This window comes from Streptomyces sp. NPDC004752 (assembly GCF_053601275.1).
In genome coordinates this window covers 37,292-57,836 of sequence record NZ_JBSGBN010000060.1, presented here as the reverse complement: position 1 = coordinate 57,836, position 20,545 = coordinate 37,292, and the positions used below count along the sequence as shown (strand labels likewise).

Here is a 20,545-nt window from a genome sequence, read left to right as displayed (position 1 = left end):
GCTGGTGGTGCAGGGACACCCGGCGCAGCGGCCACAGGCCGCGCGGGGACACCCGACGCGGGCACCGCGGCTGGTGCAGGGACACCCGGCGCAGAGACCGCAGACCGCGCGCGGACACCCGACGCAGGAGCCGCAGGTGGCACGGGGACACCCGACGCGGGTACCGCGGCTGGTGCAGGGACACCCGACGCAGAGACCGCAGGCCGCGCGAGGATGCTCGGCGCGGGCACCGCGGGCGGTGCACGGACGCCCTGCGCGGGGAACGCTGGTGGTGCAGGGACACCCGGCGCAGCGGCCACAGGCCGCGCGGGGACACCCGGCGCAGAGACCGTGTCCAGCGCAGAAACCGCAGCCCGCACCGGGACCGCGGGCTCGTATAGTCCCGGGCCGCGTGGTTCCGGGGTCCTCGGGTTCGTGGGGCGCTGTGCGCTGCGGCTGGGGGTCGCGACCGCGCTGACGCTGCCGCTGCTCGCCTGGCTCGCCGATGTCTCCGTGGACGCCTCGCTGTCCGTGCTGGGCCTCGACGCACTGGGCGCCGGGGTCGAACTGCACGGGCATCTCGGTACGGCCCTGCTCCTCGGGGCCGCCTGGGGCGCCGGGGCGGGTGCCGCGGGCGCGCTGCTCGCCTGGGTGTCGGGCGCCGCGGGCCGACAGGCGGCACCGTTGGCCCTGGGTGACCTGGCGAGCGGCGCCGGCCGACCGGCGTACGGGCACCTCGGCGGCGTCGGGGGCAGCGGGCCCTACACGCCCCGGGCGCCGTACCGACCGCCCAACCCCCGTACGAATCCCTATCTCCGGCTGCCGGACGAGCTGCGGAACGAACTGCGGGACCCCGGGGGCTCCGGGGCGCACGGGGCCGACCAGGCCCGACCGCCCGTCGGCCCGCCGCCACCCGGCGATGTGTACGGTGCCGCCACCGTGGCCCGGCCGCTCGACCCGCCGCCTTGGCCCCGGCACCGCCCCGGACCGCCCACGGGGAACCCGCCCGTGGACGACCCCGACGACGGTCCGCCTCCCCCGCCGCCTCCGCCACCTCCGCCCGCGGCGCCCCCGAGAGGGCCGGACGGAAGGCGCTGAGCCATGCCGGGACGGGAGACGGCCGGTCGCGAGGAACGCGTCTCGCGGCGACGGCACGCGGTGACCCCGTCGCCGCCGGCCGCGGTCACCGCAGGGGCGAACGAGGCGACACCCGGTGCGGGGACGCGGACGTGCGAGGGCGGGCCCGGCGCGACGGGGCGGGCCGGGCGGCCGCACCACGCGACGGCGCCGCCGAGTCGTACGACGGCACTGGTCAGTCGCGCGGGCAGATCACCAGGGGCCCAGGTCGTGGCTGTGCCGCAAGGCTTCGGACACCGACCCGACACCTATTGTTCCGTGTCCGCCAGGCGGACCTCGGAGGCGTCGGGCACTGGGTGCCGGATACGGTGGATGCACCATGAGCACTGCGCAGACTTCCGAGTTCCCCACCCTCCTCGTCAAGATCTTCGGCAAGGACAGGCCGGGCATCACGGCCGGTCTCTTCGACACCCTTGCCGCCTTCTCCGTCGACGTGGTCGACATCGAGCAGGTGGTGACCCGCGGCCGACTGGTGCTCTGCGCGCTCGTGACCCAGCCGACCGCCGGGCTGGAGGGTGATCTGCGGGCCACGGTGCACGGCTGGGCCGACTCGATGAAGATGCAGGCGGAAATCATCTCCGGGCGCGGCGACAACCGTCCGCGCGGACTCGGCCGTTCCCTGGTGACCGTCCTCGGCCATCCACTCACCGCCGAGTCGACGGCCGCCATCGCCGCCCGGATCGCGAAGGCCGGCGGCAACATCGACCGGATCTTCCGGCTCGCCAAGTACCCGGTGACCGCGGTCGAGTTCGCGGTGTCCGGCGTGGAGACCGAGCCGCTGCGCACCTCCCTGGTGGCCGACGCCGCGGCGCTCGGTGTCGACATAGCAGTCGTCGCCTCGGGCCTGCACCGGCGGGCGCAGCGGCTGGTCGTCATGGACGTCGACTCGACCCTCATCCAGGACGAGGTGATCGAACTCTTCGCCGCGCACGCCGGCTGCGAGGAGCAGGTCGCCGAGGTGACGGCAGCCGCGATGCGCGGGGAGCTGGACTTCGAGCAGTCACTGCACGCGCGCGTGGCGCTGCTGGCGGGGCTGGACGCCTCGATCGTGCACAAGGTGCGCGGCGAAGTGCGGCTGACGCCGGGTGCGCGCACGCTGATCCGCACTCTGAAGCGGCTCGGCTACCAAGTCGGCGTGGTCTCCGGCGGGTTCACCCAGGTCACCGACGATCTCAAGGAACGGCTGGGACTGGACTTCGCCCACGCCAACACCCTGGAGATCGTCGACGGGAAGCTGACGGGCCGGGTGATAGGGGACGTCGTCGACCGGGCGGGCAAGGCGCGACTGCTGCGCCGGTTCGCCGCCGAGGCCGGCGTCCCGCTCGCCCAGACGGTGGCGATCGGTGACGGCGCCAACGACCTGGACATGCTGAACGCGGCCGGTCTCGGCGTCGCCTTCAACGCCAAGCCGGTCGTCCGCGAGGCCGCGCACACCGCGGTGAACGTGCCCTTCCTGGACACGGTCCTGTATCTGCTGGGCATCACCCGCGAAGAGGTGGAGGCGGCGGACGCCCACGACGAGGACTGAGCCGCCGGGACGGCCTCCGCCCCGGCTCGGGGCCCGGCACCGCGGCCATGGAGTGACACGGGACGGGGCCCGTACCGCCGCGCGGCGGTACGGGCCCGTCGACGTCGTACGGGGATCAGGTCGTACGAGGATCAGTCGGAGGGCGCCCAGTAGTCCGCCAGCGCCGCGGCGCCGGGTTCCAGGCCCTTCCACGAGCCGTCGAAGGTCAGCACGGCGAAGGCGGCGGCCGGGAAACCGCGGCGCCTCATCCGCTCGCCCGCGTCGCCGTCGGCGGAACCGGACAGGATCTCGGCCAGGCCGTGCACACCGGGGTTGTGGGCGACCAGGACCAGGTTGCGGGCGTCATCGGAGACCTCGTTCAGCACGGCGATGATCTCGCCGGGCGATGCCTCGTAGAGCCGCTCCTCGTAGACGGTCTTCGGCCGGTGCGGGAGTTCCTGCACGGCGAGCTTCCAGGTCTCGCGGGTCCGCACCGCGGTGGAGCACAGGGCCAGGTCGAAGGAGATGCCGCTGTCGGCCAGCCTGCGGCCGGCCACCGCCGCGTCCGTGCGGCCCCGCTCGGCGAGCGGCCGCTCATGGTCGGTCACCTGTGGCCAGTCGGCTTTCGCATGCCGGAAGAGAACGATCCTACGGGGTTCTGCGACGCTCATGAGATCCAGCTTCGCATGAAACAGGCCATGGGGCGCAGGGAGTTGACAGGCGACCGCACCGGCCCGGCCGCCCCGGGTCAGCGGGGCAGCAGTTGCTGCGCGCGTTCGAGGAGGTGGGTGATGGCCGGCTCGCCCGTGGCCGCCTGGGCGTTCGAGGGGTTGAGGAGCAGCACCAGCAGGGCGAGGAAGGCGAGCACGGGCAGGGTCAGCGCCCACCAGGGCAGCCGGATGTCGACGCCGCCCGTGGTCGCCGGGTGAGGCCGGGTGTGCGTACGGGCCGGCATGATCGCCTCCACTGGTCTCCGAGTGGTCGGTGACCGCCTGTCGCGGTCACATCTCGAAGGTAGGGAATGCGCGGGCGCCAACCCATCCGGTGATCCACCCACTTCACCCTGACACTCACCCCCTAGGGGATGGTGGGGCTGGCCCCACCATGTGCCGCCGGTGGTGGGGTCAGGGGGACGCGATGGTCGCGACGATGGCGATGAGCACGAAGATGGCGAAGAACGAGCCGAAGACGATCAGCATCTTCTTCTGGCCGTTCTGGGGGTTCGGGTCGAGCACGGGCATGCGGCCCAGTCTTGCACCCTGCGCCCGCGCCCGGGCCGCCGGGGCACCGAAAACGGCCCCGACGGGTTCCGCCGGGGCGAGGAACCAGGGGGCCGGGTCCGGGGGCCGAGGGCTGGGGTTCGAGGGCTGGGGTCTACGAGCCACAAGCGGGCCAGGCAGGTGCTGTGGCCGGGCAGCGCCCCGGGCAGGTTCGGGGGCGGACGACGGGCGAACGGGGCCCGGAGCCGGACAACGGGTCTGGCGGAACCCGAGGCCGTCAGCGGGCCGCCGGCAGACCGGCAGGTCCCGGGGGCCACAGACGGATCCGACGGATCCCGGCCGACCAGCAGGCCGACCAGCAGACAGCCCGATCCCCCCATCGACAGGCCCAACAGGTTCAACAGGTCCGACGGATTCCGGGCCGTCGACAACACCGGGCGGCCCCGGCCGTCGATGGGCCGACCAACAGACCGACGGCCCCCGGACCGTCCGTAGCGCCAAACGGCCCCCAGGCCGGCAGCGGGACCGGACGGATCCCAGAACCATCAGCCAGCCGACCAGCAGACGGGCGGATCCCGAGGCCGTCAGCGGGTCCGGCGGGTCCCGGGGCCATCGACGGCTCAGGCGGATCCCGGACCGTCGGCAGCATCAGGACGGTCCCCGAGCCGTCGGCGGGGTCCGGCGGGTCACGGGCCATGAGCGGGCCGACCAGCAGACTGGCAGATCCCGTTGCCATCGGGGGGCCGACGGATCCCAGACCTCGGAAGCTCCAGGCGGCCCCGGGCCAGCACCGGGTCCGACGGATCCCGAGCCATCGGCGGGCCGCACAGCGGGCCGGGCGGATCCCGGACGATCAACGGGCCGGGCAGCAACAGGCGGGTTCCCGGGGCCATCGACGCCTGCGACGGATCCCGGACCATCAGCAGCGCCAAACGGCCCCCAGGCCGGCCGTAAGGGCGGACGCGCCTGGGGCGTCAGCGGGTCGCCTCGTCCTCCACCGTCCGGTCGCGGCCCGCGAGTATGCCCACCGCCATCTGCGGGACCATGAGGCCGGCCATGAGGGCGATGGGCAGGCCCCAGCCGCCGCTGTGCTGGTAGAGCACCCCGACCAGCAGCGGCCCGGGTATGGAGATCAGATAGCCGGTGCTCTGTGCGAAGGCCGAGAGCTGGGCGACGCCCGTGCCGGTCCTGGCCCGCATGCCGACCATGGTGAGGGCCAGCGGGAAGGCGCAGTTGGCGATGCCGAGCAGCAGCGCCCAGGCCCAGGCGCCGCCGGCCGGGGCCAGGTACAGGCCCGTATAGCCGGCCAGGCCGCAGACGCCGAGCGCGAGCACGATCGGCCCCTGGTGGGGCATCCGGGTGGCCAGGCGCGGGATCACGAAGGCCAGGGGTACGCCCATGACCATGGTGACGGCGAGCAGCAGTCCCGCCGTACCCGCGGAGACGCCCGCGTCGCGGAAGATCTGCGCCATCCAGCCCATGGTGATGTAGGCGGCGGTGGCCTGGAGCCCGAAGAAGACGGCGAGTGCCCAGGCGGTTCGGCTGCGGGTGATCCGCAGCGGGGCGGCGGCCCGCTGATCCGCCTCGTGCGCGGGCTGCCGCGCGGGGGCGGGCTGCCGGTCCCGGACCAGCGGCAGCCATGGCAGCACCGCCACGGCGGCGAGCGCGGCCCATACGGCGAGCCCGACGCGCCAGCTGCCGCCGAGCGCATCGGTCATGGGCACGGTGACCGCGGCGGCCAGCGAGGTGCCGAGGGCGAGGGCCATCGAGTACAGGCCGGTCATGGAGCCCACCCGATCCGGGAACCAGCGCTTGACGATGACCGGCATGAGGACGTTGCTGACCGCGATGCCCATGAGCGCGAGGGCGCTGGCGGCAAGGAATCCGGCGGTGCCGCCGACGTACGGCCGGATGATCAGGCCCGCGGTGATCGCGGCCATGCCGGCGCACACCACCGCGCCCGGCCCGAAGCGACGGGCGAGCCGCGGGGCCGTGACGCCGAAGACGGCGAAACAGAGCGGGGGTACGGAGGTGAGCAGCCCGGCCACGCTGCCGCTCATGCCGAGCCCGTCGCGGACCTCCTCCAGGAGGGCGCCGAGGCTGGTGATGGCGGGACGGAGGTTCACTGCGGCGAGCACGATGCCGACGACGACCAGACGCGTGGCCCACGCGCGCGTGGCGCCCACCGCGGCTTTCGGGATGCCGTGCGGCGCGCCGGACGCGCCGTCGGAGGCGGTGGGCGGCGCGTCCCCGGTCCGCGTCGCCGTGTCTGTCGTGCGGGTTTCTTCGCTTGCCATGAAAGACATCATAGAATGATGGGATGATTCGTTGTCCATTCCCGTGTCGCCGCCACCCAGCCCTCGCGTGCGAAGGTGTGCCATGCCTCTGAGCCACCCCCGCCGCTCGGCGCTGTCCGAGCAGGTCATCGCCGAGCTGCGGAACCAGATCACCACCGGCGAGTGGCCGGTCGGCTCGCGCATCCCGACCGAGCCGGAGCTGGTCGAGCAGCTCGGCGTCGCCCGCAACACGGTCCGCGAGGCCGTCCGCGCGCTCGCCCACAACGGCCTGCTGGACATCCGGCAGGGCTCCGGGACCTATGTCGTGGCGACCAGCGAGCTGGCGGGCGTGATGCACCGCCGCTTCGCCGAGGCCGACCCGTGGCACATCGCCGAGCTGCGCTCCACGCTGGAGCCGGCCGCCGCGAGGCTGGCCGCGCGGCGGCGCACCGAGAAGGACCTGAAGCAGTTGGAGGCCCTTCTCGTGCGGCGCGAGGATGCCTGGGAGTCGGGCGACGCGGAGGCCTTCGTGACCGCGGACACCTCCTTCCACCTGGTGGTGGTGGCCGCCTCCCACAACGACGTCATGACGGCCATGTACGCCGATCTGGGCGAGGTGCTGCGGGACTGGCTGCGCGCGGACGTGGGCGCCGATCTGACACCCTGGACGCACATGGACCACTCCCGGCTGGTCGACGCGATCCGCACGGGCGACGCGGAGGCGGCCGGGCGGGAGGCGGCGAGCTATCCGTTCCTGTGCCGCCCGAGCCGGCTCAGTCCGCCTTCTGGTGGCTGATCCACACCGAGCCGACGTCCTTCCAGCAACGGCCCGTCAGCCGTACGGTCATCGCGGGACCGGCGTCGACCGGTTCGCCGTCGGTGTCCAGATCCCACCAGCTGGCGCACTCGATGTGCAGGCGCACGTGATCGACGTCGACGTACGGGTTGTGACAGTAGGCCACCACCTGGGACCCGCGGACGGCCGTGCGGCACTCCGCCCCGAACAGTCGTGGAGCGGCCTTTCCGTCGTCACGCACGCGCGCGTGGGGCATCGCCCCGTACGGCAGGGACAGCACGAGCGCGAGGGCCGCGGTCGCCGAGGCCAGGCTGCGGGGCAGGCGCACAAGGGGAACCTCCTCGGCCGGGCTGGGGAGGGAATCCGCGAGGGGAACTGGTACTCCAGAGTGCGCGGTCGCGGCTGGTCCGCGCCCGGCCGGTGGGCCGAACGGGTGACGCCCAAACCGGCCGAGGCCCCCACCCCTGCGGGACGCTGTTGGTCAGCGTCCGCTGCGGGTGAGGGCCTCGGCCGTCGGGCGTGCGTCGGGCGATCAGGCGCCGATGGCGTGCAGACCGCCGTCCACGTGGATGATCTCGCCGGTGGTCTTCGGGAACCAGTCGCTCAGCAGGGCGACGATCCCGCGGCCGGTCGGCTCGGGGTCCTTCAGGTCCCACTCCAGCGGGGAGCGGGAGTCCCACACGGAGGCCAGGTCCTCGAAGCCCGGGATGGACTTGGCGGCCATGGAGCCGATGGGGCCTGCGGAGATGAGGTTGCAGCGGATGTTCTGCTTGCCCAGGTCCCGCGCCATGTAGCGGTTGGTGGCCTCAAGGGCGGCCTTGGCGGGGCCCATCCAGTCGTACTGCGGCCAGGCGTACTGGGCGTCGAAGGTGAGGCCGACGACCGAGCCGCCGTTCTGCATCAGCGGCAGGCAGGCCATGGTGAGGGACTTCAGCGAGAACGCCGAGACGTGCATGGCCGTGGCGACGGACTCGAACGGGGTGTTCAGGAAGTTGCCGCCCATGGCGTCCTGCGGCGCGAAGCCGATGGAGTGCACGATGCCGTCGAGGCCGCCCAGCTCCTCGCCGACGATGTCGGCCAGCCGGCCCAGGTGCTCGTTGTTGGTGACGTCCAGCTCGATGACCTTGGTGGGCTTCGGCAGCTTCTTGGCTACGCGCTCGGTCAGCGTCGGCCGCGGGAACGCGGTCAGGATGATCTCCGCGCCCTGCTCCTGGGCCAGCTTGGCCGCGTGGAAGGCGATGGAGGACTCCAGCAGCACACCGGTGATCAGGACGCGCTTGCCGTCGAGAATTCCGCTCATGGTGATCAGTGACCCATTCCCAGTCCGCCGTCAACGGGGATGACGGCTCCAGTGATGTACGACGCGTCGTCCGAGGCGAGGAACCGCACCGTCGCGGCGATCTCCTCCGGCTGCGCGTAACGCCCGAGCGGCACCTGCGCGAGGATGCCCGCGCGCTGCTCGTCGTTGAGCGCCCGCGTCATGTCGGTGTCCACAAAACCGGGGGCGACGACGTTGAAGGTGACGTTGCGCGAGCCCAACTCGCGGGCGAGGGAGCGCGCGAAGCCGACCAGCCCGGCCTTGGAGGCGGCGTAGTTGGCCTGCCCGGCGGAGCCGAGCAGCCCGATGACGGAGGAGATCAGGACGACGCGGCCCTTCCGGGCGCGCAGCATGCCCCGGTTGGCACGCTTGACCACCCGGAAGGTACCGGTGAGGTTGGTGTCGATGACCGAGGTGAAGTCCTCCTCGGACATCCGCATCAGGAGCTGGTCCCGGGTGACGCCGGCGTTGGCGATCAGCACCTCGACCGGGCCGTGCTCGGCCTCGATCTCCTTGTATGCCTGCTCCACCTGCTCGGGGTCGGTGATGTCGCATTTGACGGCGAGGAAGCCGGCCGGCGGCTCGCCCGAGCGGTACGTGATCGCGACCTTGTCGCCGGCGTCGGCGAAAGCGCGGGCGATGGCGAGGCCGATGCCCCGGTTGCCTCCGGTGACGAGAACCGAGCGGCTCAACGGATCACCCTTTCGATTGCGGTCTGACACATCCGCCCGAACACCTGGATGACAGGCGGCTTCATCGAAAACCTATCGTCAGCACCCCTTCCGCGAGGAAGCTGGCACCGACAGTGGCGCGCGCGGGTCACTGTCGGGTCCCTACAGAAAGGGCGGACACCCGAGGGAAACGTGTGGTCCGCCGGCCCGGTCGCGCGACATGATCGGACCCGACAGGCCACGACAGCAGGGAGACCTCCGTGCCTCATTCCATCGACGACGCCTTCACGGCGCTTCCGCTGCGGGCCCTCGCCGACGCCGCGCTGGCACGCGCGCGTGCGCTGGGGGCCGAGCACGCGGACTTCCGGTTCGAGCGGGTGCGCAGCGGGTCCTGGCGGCTGCGGGACGCCAAGCCGGCCGGATCGTCCGACACCACCGACCTCGGGTACGCGGTGCGGGTCGTGCACGGCGGCACGTGGGGCTTCGCGTCGGGGGTGGACCTGACCCTGGACGCCGCCGCCAAGGTCGCCGCACAGGCCGTCGCGATGGCGAAGCTGTCGGCGCAGGTGATCAGGGCCGCCGGGTCGGAGGTGGGGGCACCTCCCACGCCTTCCGGGCAGTGGGGGACGGTCGAGCTGGCCGACGAGCCGGTGCACGCCGACAGGACGTGGATCTCGTCGTACGAGATCGATCCGTTCTCGGTGCCCGACGAGGAGAAGTCGGCGCTGCTGACCGACTGGAGCGCCCGGCTGCTCGCGGCGGACGGCGTCCACCACGTGGACGCCGCGCTGCTCACCGTGCACGAGAACAAGTTCTATGCCGACACCGCGGGGACCGTGACCACGCAGCAGCGGGTGCGGCTGCATCCGCAGCTGACCGCGGTGTCGGTCGACGAGTCCAGCGGCGAGTTCGAGTCGATGCGCACCCTCGCACCGCCGGTCGGCCGCGGCTGGGAGTATCTGACCGGCACCGGCTGGGACTGGGACGGCGAGCTGGCGCGGATCCCGGAGCTGCTCGCCGAGAAGATGCGCGCGCCGAGTGTCGAGCCGGGCCTGTACGACCTGGTCGTCGACCCGTCCAACCTGTGGCTGACCATCCACGAGTCCATCGGCCACGCCACCGAGCTGGACCGGGCCCTCGGCTACGAGGCCGCCTACGCGGGCACCTCCTTCGCCACCTTCGACCAGTTGGGCAAGCTCAAGTACGGCTCCGCGCTGATGAACGTCACCGGTGACCGCACCGCCGAACACGGCCTGGCCACCATCGGGTACGACGACGAAGGCGTCGCGGCCCAGTCCTGGGACCTGGTGAAGGAGGGCACGCTGGTCGGCTATCAGCTGGACCGGCGCATCGCGAAGCTGACCGGCTTCGACCGGTCCAACGGGTGCGCGTTCGCCGACTCGCCCAGCCATGTGCCCGTACAGCGCATGGCCAACGTGTCACTCCAGCCGGACCCGGCCGGGCTGTCCACGGAGGACCTGATCGGGGGCGTCGACCGCGGGATCTACGTCGTCGGCGACCGGTCCTGGTCCATCGACATGCAGCGCTACAACTTCCAATTTACGGGGCAGCGCTTCTTTCGGATCGAGAACGGGCGGATCGCCGGTCAGCTGCGGGACGTCGCCTATCAGGCCACGACCACCGACTTCTGGGGTTCCATGGCGGCCGTCGGCGGTCCGCAGACATATGTGCTGGGCGGCGCCTTCAACTGCGGCAAGGCCCAGCCGGGACAGGTGGCCGCCGTGTCCCACGGATGCCCCTCCGCTCTCTTCAAGGGCGTCAACATCCTCAACACTACGCAGGAGGCCGGTCGGTGAACGGTGGCATCGGAATCGGCCGGGGGTCCGGGGGGCGCCCCCCGGGAAAGCACAGTCTCAACACCACGCAGGAGGCCGGTCGATGAGTGCCCGTACCAACAAGCCGCACGAGGTCGTCGAGCGGGCCCTCGCGCTGTCCCGGGCCGACGGCTGCGTGGTGATCGCCGACGAGCACTCGACCGCCAACCTGCGCTGGGCGGGCAACGCGCTGACCACCAACGGCGTCACCCGCGGGCGCACGCTGACCGTCGTCGCCACCGTCGACGGCAAGGAGGGCACGGCGTCCGGGGTGGTCTCCCGCTCGGCCGTGACCGCCGAGGAGCTGGAACCCCTGGTGCGGGCCGCCGAGGCCGCCGCGCGTGGCGCCGGACCCGCCGAGGACGCCCAGCCGCTGGTGGCGGGCGTGCCGCAGGCGCCGGACTTCACGGACGCGCCCGCCGAGACCTCGTCGGCGGTGTTCGCGGACTTCGCCCCGGCGCTCGGCGAGGCGTTCGCACGCGCGCGTGCGGGCGGCCGGGAACTGTACGGCTTCGCCAACCACGAACTCGTCTCCACGTATCTGGGTACGTCCACGGGGCTGCGGCTGCGGCACGACCAGCCCACCGGCACGCTGGAGCTGAACGCCAAGTCCCCGGACCGGGCGCGCTCGGCCTGGGCGGGGCGCTCGACGCGGGACTTCAAGGACGTCGACCCGGGCGCGCTCGACGCCGAGCTGGCCGTCCGTCTCGGCTGGGCCGAGCGGCGTCTGGAGCTGCCCGCGGGCCGCTACGAGACGCTGCTGCCGCCGACCGCGGTGGCGGACCTGCTGATCTACCAGCTGTGGTCGGCGTCGGGCCGGGACGCAGCCGAGGGCCGGACGGTGTTCTCCAGGCCGGGCGGTGGCACCCGCGTCGGCGAAAAACTCACCGAGCTGCCGCTGACCCTGCGCAGCGACCCGGCCGAGCCGGGACTGGAGAGCGCTCCGTTCGTGGTCGCGCACTCCTCCGGGGGCGACCAGTCGGTGTTCGACAACGGGCTGCCGGTAGGCGCCACGGAGTGGATCGGCGACGGTGAGCTGAAGCACCTGACGACCACCCGGCACAGCGCGGCCCTGACCGGGCTCCCGGTGGCCCCGGCGATCGGGAACCTGATCCTGGACGGGGGCGAGGACCGCTCGCTGGACGAGCTGGTCGCGGGCACCGAACGCGGGCTGCTGCTGACCTGCCTCTGGTACATCCGCGAGGTCGATCCGGCGACGCTGCTGCTGACAGGGCTGACCCGGGACGGTGTGTACCTCGTGGAGAACGGTGAGGTGACCGGGGAGGTCAACAACTTCCGGTTCAACGAGTCGCCGGTGGACCTGCTGGGGCGGGCCGTGCAGGCCGGGCGGACCGAGAAGACGCTGCCGCGGGAGTGGAGCGACTGGTTCACCCGGGCCGCGATGCCCGCGCTGCGCATCCCCGATTTCAACATGAGCTCGGTCAGCCAGGGCGTATAACCTCGTAGGCGTTCCCGGCCGGCCGTCGGCCGGCCGGCCGAAGATCATCCGAGGAGACACGAGAACCGTGACGGACATCGTCGACGAGCTGAAGTGGCGCGGGCTGTTCGCCCTGTCCACCGACGAGGACGCTTTGCGCAAGGCGCTCGCGGACGGTCCCGTCACGTTCTATTGCGGTTTCGACCCGACCGCGCCGTCGCTGCACGTGGGGCATCTGGTGCAGGTGCTGACCGTGCGCCGGCTCCAGCAGGCCGGGCACCGGCCGCTGGCGCTGGTGGGCGGCGCGACGGGGCTGATCGGTGACCCGCGCCCGACCGCGGAGCGCACGCTGAACGACCCGGAGACGGTGGCCGGCTGGGTGCACCGGCTGCGTGGCCAGATCGAGCCGTTCCTCTCCTTCGAGGGGGAGAACGCGGCGGTCATGGTCAACAACCTGGACTGGACCGAGGGGCTGTCCGCGATCGAGTTCCTGCGGGACATCGGCAAGCATTTCCGGGTCAACAAGATGCTGACGAAGGACTCCGTGGCCCGGCGCCTGGAGTCCGACCAGGGCATCAGCTACACGGAGTTCAGCTACCAGATCCTCCAGGGCATGGACTTCCTCCAGCTCTACCGGAGGTACGGTTGCACGCTCCAGCAGGGCGGCAGCGACCAGTGGGGCAACCTCACGGCCGGTCTCGACCTGATCCACCGGCTGGAGCCGCACGCGAGTGTGCACGCGCTGGCGACCCCGCTGATGACCAAGGCGGACGGCACCAAGTTCGGCAAGACCGAGGGCGGCGCGGTCTGGCTCGACCCGGAGATGACGTCGCCGTACGCGTTCTACCAGTTCTGGTTGAACGTGGACGACCGGGACGTCTCCGCGTACCTGCGGATCCTGTCCTTCAAGTCCCGTGCGGAGCTGGAGGAGTTGGAGCGGCAGACCGAGGAGCGTCCGCAGGCCCGGGCCGCGCAGCGCGCGCTGGCCGAGGAGCTGACGACGCTGGTGCACGGCGCCGACCAGACGGCGGCGGTGATCGCCGCGTCCAAGGCGCTGTTCGGCCAGGGCGAGCTGGACCAGCTCGACGAACGGACGCTGACGGCGGCCCTGTCCGAGGTGCCGCACGTCCGGGTGGCCGGACTGGGCCAGGTGACCGACCTGTTCGCGGAGGTCGGCCTGGTGCCCAGCAAGTCGGCGGCGCGGCGCGCGGTCAAGGAGGGCGGCGCCTACGTGAACAACGTCAAGGTCATCGCGGAGGACGCGGTCCCCGCCGCGGAGGACCTGCTGCACGGCCGCTGGCTGGTGCTGCGCCGGGGCAAGAAGAACCTGGCGGCGGTCGAGGTCACGTCCGTCTGACGGCGCGAACGCGATAACGCGGGGCGGCCTCCGGTGCGGGGCCGCCCCGCGTTCCGTCCGCCGTCGCGGTCTCAGGCCCGCCCCGCGTCCCGTCCGCCGTCGGGCTCAGGCCTGCCGCTGCTGCTTCCTCCTGCCCCACATCGCCATGTACGCCATGTCTCCGAGGAAGACGATGATGATCGCCGCGATGAGCTGGAAGAGGTGCCGGGTCCAGTCGATGCCCGGGGTCGAGGCGACGCCGGCGGCGCGGGCGACCGCGTTGCCCACGATGGCGCCGAGCATGCCGAAAATGGTGGTCAGCCAGAGCGGGCTGTGCTGCTTGCCCGGGATGATCGCCTTGGCGATCAACCCCAGCACGAACCCCACGATGATCGCCCACAACCAGCCCATAGGTGCCTCCTCGTCCGGCTCGACGTGAGCATTACGCCCAGTCTCGGGCCGTCCGCCGAACGGCGCATGTCGGGTACGGCCATGTGGTGGGCGCGCGCTACGCGATACGGCGCACCCGTTCGCCCGGGCGGGAGGCGACCCGGTCTCGAATGCGACGCAGGGGCGGCGTACCGTGGATGGTGTCCAGGGCCGGTGTGCCGCACCGGGTGCGGGCCGGTACGGGCCGGGGAGAGTCCCGAAGCGGGCGGATGGTGGAATGGGATGCGGAAGCAGCACGGCGACGGCAACGTCCAGGTGTTCCGGATCACCGGAGCCCGGACCGGTCTGGCCGAGGACGTGCGCGCCCGGCAGCGCCGGTACGTCATCTCGATGTCCATCCGTACCGTCTCGGTGATCCTCGCGGTAGCGCTGTGGAATGTCGAACGGCCCGTCGCCATCGTGGCGTTGGTGCTCGGGGCGGTTCTTCCCTATGTCGCGGTGGTGATCGCCAACGCGGGCCGGGAGCGTCCGCCGTCGCTTCCGTCGACCTTTGTGACCACGCCGCTGCGACCGATGATCACGCCGCCGCGTGCGACGGACGACCGGGCGGAACCCGACCCGGAGCAGGCGCGGGCCGATCCGGGCACAGGGGTGGGCGGTGGGCCGACCGGCCCGGCATGACTTCCGCGGATGCGCGAGGCGGGCGTCCGGTTCACGGGCAGCTCAAGAAAAGCTCAGATCAATCATGTTGTTCCGGTGCCGGGTGGTGGGTTACCCGTGACATACTTCCTACGCGCTCCGCATCCCCCGTCGGAGCGACAGACCGACGCCGGGCAGCTCCCCCCGTGGCTGCTCGGCGTCGCCTTGTGTGCGGGGCCTTTGTGAGACGAACCGGTGAGTGACGCTATCTGTTCAGCCAAGGGGTGCCGGGCCGCCGCCGCATGGGTGCTGGCCTGGAACAACCCGAAGATCCACCCGCCCGAGCGCCGTAAGACGTGGGTGGCCTGCGAGGAGCACCGGGAGCACCTTGCGCAGTTCCTCGGGATGCGGGGGTTTCTGAAGGACGTCGTACCGCTGCGGGAGTGGGAGGAGCGCTGAGCGCTCCGCTGGGAGGGCCGTGAGTGGCCGTCGCTCGTCTGCGGCGGCTCGTGGCCGGTCGCTCCCCCAAGTTCCCGGCTTCGCTCGAACAGGGGGACCCCCAGCGCGGCGGAGCCGCATATCGATACAACCCCGCGCCCCTATGGGGCCGTAGCTGAGAGCGGCCGCCGCCCTTCTCCCCCGCCCGGCTCCCCCTCACCCGCCGCGCCCCGGGCGCACGCCTCAGCCGCCGATCGCCGACATGGGTCGCTCCGGTTGCAGGAACGACGGGTCGTCCAGACCGGATCCGGCCTTCTTGCCCCACATCGCGAGCCGCCAGATGCGGGCGATCTCCTCGTCGGGCGCACCGGAGCGGAGCGCGCCGCGCAGGTCGGTCTCCTCCCGGGCGAACAGGCAGGTGCGTATCTGCCCGTCGGCGGTCAGCCGGGTGCGGTCGCAGGCCGCGCAGAACGGGCGGGTGACGGAGGCGATGACGCCGACGCGCTGCGGGCCGCCGTTCACCAGCCAGCGTTCGGCCGGGGCCGAGCCGCGCTCCCCGGTGCCCTCCGGGGTCAGCTCGAAGCGGGCGTTCAGGGCGACCAGGATGTCCGCGGCCGTGACCATGCCCTCGCGCTTCCAGCCGTGCTGGGCGTCCAGGGGCATCTGCTCGATGAAGCGCAGTTCGTAGCCGTGCTCCAGCGCCCAGGCGAGGAGGTCCGGGGCCTCGTCCTCGTTCAGGCCCGGCATCAGGACCGTGTTGACCTTGACCGGGGTGAGGCCCGCGGTCCGGGCGGCGTCGAGGCCGTCCAGGACGTCCTGGTGGCGGTTGCGGCGGGTGAGGGCCTTGAAGACATCCGGGCGGAGTGTGTCGAGGGAGACGTTGATCCGGTCCAGGCCGGCCGTCTTCAGGGCGGTGGCCGTGCGCTTCAGGCCGATGCCGTTGGTGGTGAGGGACAGCCGGGGGCGCGGACGCAAGGCCGCGACCCGTTCGACGATGCCGACCAGGCCGGGGCGCAGCAGGGGCTCACCGCCGGTGAAGCGGACCTCTTCGATGCCGAGGGAGGTGACCGCGACGTCGACCAGGCGGACGATCTCGTCGTCGGTGAGCAGGTCGGGCTTGGCCAGCCACTGCAGGCCCTCCTCGGGCATGCAGTAGGTGCAGCGCAGATTGCACCGGTCGGTCAGCGAGACCCGAAGGTCGGTGGCCACCCGGCCGTAGGTGTCGATGAGCACGTGGGCCCCCTCCCGTCTCCCGAACACGCTTCTTCCGTCACTGGCGAGCCTACGTGACACCGCTGACATCGGCCGAGAGCCGGTCCGACAGGGAGCCCGGACGGCAGCCCGGACGGCCGGCTCACAGGTCCCTGCGACGCGGCCGTCCGTGCGGGGCGTTCAGTGTGCTCCGGTGCCGGTCAGGGACCGTACCTCCAACTCGGCGTACTTGCCGGCGTCCGGCGTCTCCTTCGACAGGAGCGTGCCGAGGACGCCCAGCAGGAAGCCGACCGGGATGGAGATGATGCCCGGGTTCTCCAGCGGGAACCAGTGGAAGTCGACGTCGGGGAACATCGACGTCTCCTTGCCGGAGACCACGGGCGAGAACAGCACCAGGCCGACCGCGGTGATCAGGCCGCCGTAGATCGACCACAGCGCGCCGGCGGTGGTGAACCGCTTCCAGAACAGGCTGTAGAGGATCGTCGGCAGGTTCGCGGAGGCGGCGACGGCGAAGGCGAGGGCCACCAGACCGGCGACGTTCAGGTCGCGGGCGAGGGCGCCCAGGACGATGGAGACGGCGCCGATGCCGACCGTGGCCCAGCGGGCCGCGCCGAGCTCCTGCTTCTCGGTGGCCTGGCCCTTCTTGATGACGTTGGCGTAGATGTCGTGGGCGAAGGAGGAGGACGAGGCCAGGGTCAGGCCGGCGACGACCGCGAGGATGGTGGCGAAGGCGACCGCGGAGATGGTGGCGAGCAGGATCGCGCCCCAGTCGGAGTCCACTCCGCCGAGGTGCAGGGCGAGCAGGGGCGCCGCCGTGTTGCCCGCCTTGTTGGAGGCGATGATCTCGTCCGGTTTGATCAGCGCGGCGGCGCCGAAGCCGAGGGCGAGGGTCATCAGGTAGAAGGCGCCGATCAGGCCGATCGCCCAGATCACCGACTTACGGGCGGCCTTGGCGGTGGGCACCGTGTAGAAGCGGATCAGGATGTGCGGCAGGCCGGCGGTGCCCAGGACCAGGGCGATACCGAGCGAGATGAAGTCCAGCTTGGTGGTGCCCGTCGCGCCGTACTTGAGGCCGGGCTCCAGGAAGGCGCTGCCCTTGGCGCTGTTGTCGGCGGCCGAGCCCAGCAGGTCGGAGACGTTGAAGTGGAACTTCAGCAGGACCAGGAAGGTCAGCAGCAGGGCGCCCAGGATGAGCAGCACGGCCTTGACCATCTGCACCCAGGTGGTGCCCTTCATGCCGCCGATCGTGACGTAGACGATCATCAGGACGCCGACCAGGGCGACGATGGCGATCTTGCCGCCGTCGCTGGTGATGCCGAGCAGCAGGGAGACCAGGACGCCCGCGCCGGCCATCTGGGCCAGCAGGTAGAAGATCGACACGACGATGGTGGAGGTGCCGGCCGCGGTGCGGACGGGGCGCTGACGCATCCGGTAGGCGAGTACGTCGCCCATGGTGTAGCGGCCGGAGTTGCGCAGCGGCTCGGCGACCAGGAGCAGGGCGACGAGCCAGGCGACCAGGAAGCCGATGGAGTACAGGAAGCCGTCGTAGCCGAACAGGGCGATGGCGCCCGCGATGCCGAGGAAGGATGCCGCGGACATGTAGTCGCCGGAGACGGCGAGGCCGTTCTGGAAACCGGTGAACTGCCGTCCGCCCGCGTAGAAGTCGCTGGCGTCCTTGGTCTGGCGGCCCGCCCAGACGGTGATGACGAGGGTCGCGGCGACGAACACCGCGAACAGAGTGATGATCAGCGTTCGGTGCTCGCCGGCCTCACCTGCGGCCAGGGTGATCGCGGGGCTCATGCGCCGCCCTCCGTCCGGGACTTGATCGCCTCGGCCTTGGGGTCCAGCTTCGCGGCGGCGTGCCGCGCGTACCACCAGGCGATGAGGAACGTGGTGAGGAACTGGGCGAGACCGAGGACGAGCGCCACGTTGATGTTGCCGAACAGCTCGGTGCCCATGAAGCCGCCCGCGTAGTTGGACAGCAGCACGTACAGCAGGTACCAGGCGATGAACGCGACGGTCAGCGGGAAGGCGAAGGAGCGGTGGGAGCGGCGCAGTTCACCGAACTCCGCGCTCTCCTGCACCGCGACGAACTCCTCGGTGGAGGGGAGCCGGTGATGGGGTTCAGAGTGGGGCGGTGTCTCGGTAGCCACGGAGTCTCCTCGGTGTGCGGGGGGTGTGCGGGTGGGGTGCGGACGGGGGCTCGATCGTGCTCGTGCCCCTGTCGAAGGTCCACGGCGCCACGCGAGGTCGGGTTCAAGTCCTATGAGTTCTTTTCGAAGTCGTCCCCCCAAGTCATTGCTGGCCAGCGCGGCGGGGAGATAGCTTCACCCTGCACCACCCGTCATGTACCTGCCCGGGCAGCACCTGTGTCTCGGGCGGTTTTGTTTTCGGATGATGTGGAGACCCCATGCTTCATCTGCGTTCCAGACGCCGGCTCGGCCTCGCCGTGCCGGTCGTGCTGTCGCTGACCGCCTCGCTGGGCTTTCTGCCGTCGGCCGCGTCGGCGGCCCCCGCAGCGGCCTCGGCGGCCTCGGCGGGCCGGTCGGCGGACGGTCCGGCGCTGTCGTACGTCGTCAACACCGCGACGCACCATCGCACCATCGCATCGGTACAAGAGGCGGTGGCCGCGAACGGCGGCAGCGTCGTTGCGACGTACGACCGGATCGGCGTGATCGTCGTCCACTCGGCGAACCCCGATTTCGCCAAGGCGATCCGCAAGGTGCCCGGCGTCGAGTCGGCGGGTGCCACGCGCAACGCACCGTTGCCCGCGCAGTCGACCACGGACGTCGGCGCCCCGAAGGTGCTCAGCGCCGAGGAGGTCGCCAAGGCTCAGGCGGCCGACGGACAGGACCCGTTGGAGCCCCTGCAGTGGGACCTGCCCGCCATCAAGGCGGACAAGGCGCACGAGAAGACCCTCGGCAGCCCGAAGGTGACGGTCGCCGTCATCGACACCGGCGTGGACGACACCCACCCCGACATCGCGCCCAACTTCGACCGGAACGCCTCCGTCAACTGCGTGACGGGCAAGCCGGACACGGCCGACGGAGCCTGGCGACCCAGCGCGTCCGAGAGCCCGCACGGCACACACGTCGCCGGCGAGATCGCGGGCGCCAAGAACGGCGTGGGCATGACGGGCGTGGCGCCGGGCGTCAAGGTGGCCGGCATCAAGGTCTCCAACCCGGACGGCTTCTTCTACACGGAGGCCGTGGTCTGCGGCTTCGTATGGGCGGCCGAGCACGGCGTCGACGTGACCAACAACAGCTATTACACCGACCCGTGGTACTTCAACTGCAAGAACGACCCGGACCAGAAGGCCCTCGTGGAGGCCGTCACCCGGGCCTCCCGGTACGCGGAGCGGAAGGGTGCGGTCAACGTCGCCGCGGCGGGCAACGAGAGCTACGACCTCGCGTCCGACTCGATCACCGACCCGTCCTCGCCCAACGACGGCACCCCGTCGGACCGGGTGATCGACCCGTCCAAGTGCTACGACATACCGACCCAGTTGCCGGGTGTCGTGACCGTCGCGGCCACCGGCGCGAAGGGCATCAAGTCGTCCTTCTCCAACCACGGCCTCGGAGTCATCGACATCGCCGCGCCCGGCGGTGACTCGACCGCCTATCAGACGCCGCAGCCCCCGGCGACCAGCGGTCTGATCCTGGGCCCTCTGCCCGGCGGCACGTGGGGCTACATGGCCGGCACCTCGATGGCCAGCCCGCACGTCGCGGGTGTCGCCGCATTGATCAAGTCCACCCACCCGCACGCCTCGCCGGCCCTGGTCAAGGCGCTGCTGTACATCGGCGCCACGGCCACGCCGTGCACCGACCCGTACGACATCGACGGCGACGGCAAGATCGACGCGGTGTGCGAGGGCTCGAAGAACTACAACGGCTTCTACGGCTGGGGCACGGCGAACGCCCTGGCCGCCGTGACGAAGTAGCACCGGGCACAGGCGGGCGGCGACGGGGACATCTGTCCGGGCCGCCCGCCTGTGTCACGGTCCAGTCTTGACTGCGGGTTGATCGGATCAAGTCGGATCAAGACTGGACCGAGTCGATACGGCATCGGTCGAGTCGAGCATCGGTCGAGTCGATACGGCATCAATACCGCCGGGTGTGTGCGCCGACCGTCGCCGAGCCGGGGCGCGGCGGGCCAGGGGCGCCGGGGGGCCAGGGCTCACTGAGGTACCCGCGGTCCGGGTCAACGACACGGTCGTCGCCACCACCGCACTTCCACCGCGAGCGGCTCCGCGGGTCCGACGGGTGGGCACCACCGGTCGATTTCGCGCCGCTGTCCCGGCTCTGGCGGACCACGGACGGCCGGGTGCGCACCGCCGCCCAACCACCCCGAACC

General features: G+C 71.6%; 20 protein-coding genes. 9 read left to right on the top strand and 11 right to left on the bottom strand.

Going from position 1 to position 20,545, the window contains the following annotated elements; genetic code table 11:
- Window positions 1–213 precede the first annotated feature (213 nt).
- Window positions 214–1,077, top strand: coding sequence for a streptophobe family protein (locus tag ACWEKM_RS24530; protein ID WP_451623350.1), 864 nt, complete (start codon window positions 214–216; stop codon window positions 1,075–1,077).
- Between the two features lie 358 nt (window positions 1,078–1,435).
- Window positions 1,436–2,644: a phosphoserine phosphatase SerB gene (gene serB / locus ACWEKM_RS24525; RefSeq protein ID WP_451623349.1), complete on the top strand. Its 1,209-nt coding sequence runs from the start codon at window positions 1,436–1,438 to the stop codon at window positions 2,642–2,644.
- Window positions 2,645–2,775: 131 nt separating this feature from the next.
- On the opposite strand, the gene ACWEKM_RS24520 is transcribed toward serB, so the two are convergent.
- From ACWEKM_RS24520 to ACWEKM_RS24505, 4 genes are all read right to left on the bottom strand, one after another.
- Complete coding sequence (locus ACWEKM_RS24520; RefSeq protein WP_451623348.1) at window positions 2,776–3,294, bottom strand: SixA phosphatase family protein; 519 nt, start codon at window positions 3,292–3,294, stop codon at window positions 2,776–2,778.
- Window positions 3,295–3,371: 77 nt separating this feature from the next.
- Window positions 3,372–3,578: a hypothetical protein gene (locus tag ACWEKM_RS24515; RefSeq protein WP_451623347.1), complete on the bottom strand. Its 207-nt coding sequence runs from the start codon at window positions 3,576–3,578 to the stop codon at window positions 3,372–3,374.
- Window positions 3,579–3,747: 169 nt separating this feature from the next.
- Window positions 3,748–3,864, bottom strand: a complete 117-nt coding sequence (locus ACWEKM_RS24510) for an SGM_5486 family transporter-associated protein (protein ID WP_121893209.1) — start codon at window positions 3,862–3,864, stop codon at window positions 3,748–3,750.
- Between the two features lie 953 nt (window positions 3,865–4,817).
- Window positions 4,818–6,152: a CynX/NimT family MFS transporter gene (locus tag ACWEKM_RS24505; RefSeq protein WP_451623346.1), complete on the bottom strand. Its 1,335-nt coding sequence runs from the start codon at window positions 6,150–6,152 to the stop codon at window positions 4,818–4,820.
- A 70-nt stretch (window positions 6,153–6,222) separates the two neighbouring features.
- On the opposite strand from ACWEKM_RS24505, the gene ACWEKM_RS24500 reads away from it, so the two are divergent.
- Window positions 6,223–6,915: a FadR/GntR family transcriptional regulator gene (locus ACWEKM_RS24500; protein ID WP_451623345.1), complete on the top strand. Its 693-nt coding sequence runs from the start codon at window positions 6,223–6,225 to the stop codon at window positions 6,913–6,915.
- Here the strand turns inward: ACWEKM_RS24500 and ACWEKM_RS24495 are convergent.
- The 3 genes from ACWEKM_RS24495 to fabG form a co-directional block, all read right to left on the bottom strand.
- On the bottom strand, window positions 6,893–7,243 hold the full coding sequence (locus tag ACWEKM_RS24495) for a hypothetical protein (RefSeq protein WP_451623344.1): 351 nt from the start codon (window positions 7,241–7,243) through the stop codon (window positions 6,893–6,895). The two genes, ACWEKM_RS24500 and ACWEKM_RS24495, sit on opposite strands and share 23 nt — an antisense overlap.
- 204 nt (window positions 7,244–7,447) lie before the next feature.
- Window positions 7,448–8,215, bottom strand: coding sequence for an enoyl-ACP reductase FabI (fabI, locus tag ACWEKM_RS24490; RefSeq protein ID WP_451623343.1), 768 nt, complete (start codon window positions 8,213–8,215; stop codon window positions 7,448–7,450).
- Window positions 8,216–8,220: 5 nt separating this feature from the next.
- Window positions 8,221–8,925, bottom strand: coding sequence for a 3-oxoacyl-[acyl-carrier-protein] reductase (gene fabG / locus ACWEKM_RS24485; RefSeq protein ID WP_451623342.1), 705 nt, complete (start codon window positions 8,923–8,925; stop codon window positions 8,221–8,223).
- 239 nt (window positions 8,926–9,164) lie between these two features.
- Between fabG and ACWEKM_RS24480 the strand changes: the two genes are divergently transcribed.
- The 3 genes from ACWEKM_RS24480 (at window position 9,165) to tyrS (ending at window position 13,534) form a co-directional block, all read left to right on the top strand.
- Window positions 9,165–10,721, top strand: a complete 1,557-nt coding sequence (locus ACWEKM_RS24480) for a TldD/PmbA family protein (RefSeq protein ID WP_451623341.1) — start codon at window positions 9,165–9,167, stop codon at window positions 10,719–10,721.
- 82 nt (window positions 10,722–10,803) lie between these two features.
- Entirely contained in the window at window positions 10,804–12,198 is a 1,395-nt protein-coding gene (locus ACWEKM_RS24475; protein ID WP_451623340.1) for a metallopeptidase TldD-related protein, read from the top strand.
- A 67-nt stretch (window positions 12,199–12,265) separates the two neighbouring features.
- Window positions 12,266–13,534, top strand: a complete 1,269-nt coding sequence (gene tyrS, locus ACWEKM_RS24470; protein ID WP_451623339.1) for a tyrosine--tRNA ligase — start codon at window positions 12,266–12,268, stop codon at window positions 13,532–13,534.
- 105 nt (window positions 13,535–13,639) lie between these two features.
- On the opposite strand, the gene ACWEKM_RS24465 is transcribed toward tyrS, so the two are convergent.
- Window positions 13,640–13,924 carry a GlsB/YeaQ/YmgE family stress response membrane protein gene (locus ACWEKM_RS24465; RefSeq protein ID WP_451623338.1) on the bottom strand — a complete coding sequence of 95 codons (285 nt, stop codon included), beginning with the start codon at window positions 13,922–13,924 and terminating at the stop codon, window positions 13,640–13,642.
- 261 nt (window positions 13,925–14,185) lie between these two features.
- On the opposite strand from ACWEKM_RS24465, the gene ACWEKM_RS24460 reads away from it, so the two are divergent.
- Together ACWEKM_RS24460 and ACWEKM_RS24455 are read left to right on the top strand one after the other, a co-directional pair.
- On the top strand, window positions 14,186–14,584 hold the full coding sequence (locus ACWEKM_RS24460) for a DUF3099 domain-containing protein (protein ID WP_451623337.1): 399 nt from the start codon (window positions 14,186–14,188) through the stop codon (window positions 14,582–14,584).
- 213 nt (window positions 14,585–14,797) lie between these two features.
- The gene (locus ACWEKM_RS24455) at window positions 14,798–15,001 is read left to right on the top strand and encodes a hypothetical protein (protein ID WP_451623336.1); all 204 of its coding nucleotides are present in this window, start codon (window positions 14,798–14,800) and stop codon (window positions 14,999–15,001) included.
- 222 nt (window positions 15,002–15,223) lie between these two features.
- Here ACWEKM_RS24455 and moaA read toward each other — a convergent pair whose 3' ends face one another.
- The 3 genes from moaA to ACWEKM_RS24440 form a co-directional block, all read right to left on the bottom strand.
- The gene (gene moaA, locus ACWEKM_RS24450; protein ID WP_451623335.1) at window positions 15,224–16,213 is read right to left on the bottom strand and encodes a GTP 3',8-cyclase MoaA; all 990 of its coding nucleotides are present in this window, start codon (window positions 16,211–16,213) and stop codon (window positions 15,224–15,226) included.
- A gap of 159 nt (window positions 16,214–16,372) precedes the next feature.
- Complete coding sequence (locus tag ACWEKM_RS24445) at window positions 16,373–17,992, bottom strand: solute symporter family protein (RefSeq protein ID WP_451623334.1); 1,620 nt, start codon at window positions 17,990–17,992, stop codon at window positions 16,373–16,375.
- A complete protein-coding gene (locus tag ACWEKM_RS24440; RefSeq protein ID WP_451623333.1) occupies window positions 17,989–18,345 on the bottom strand; it encodes a DUF485 domain-containing protein in 357 nt (118 codons plus the stop codon). The genes ACWEKM_RS24445 and ACWEKM_RS24440 overlap by 4 nt, the downstream gene beginning before the upstream one ends.
- A gap of 257 nt (window positions 18,346–18,602) precedes the next feature.
- Here ACWEKM_RS24440 and ACWEKM_RS24435 point away from each other — a divergent pair, with 257 nt between their 5' ends.
- Complete coding sequence (locus tag ACWEKM_RS24435) at window positions 18,603–20,132, top strand: S8 family peptidase (RefSeq protein WP_451623332.1); 1,530 nt, start codon at window positions 18,603–18,605, stop codon at window positions 20,130–20,132.
- The last annotated feature ends 413 nt before the right edge of the window (window positions 20,133–20,545 follow it).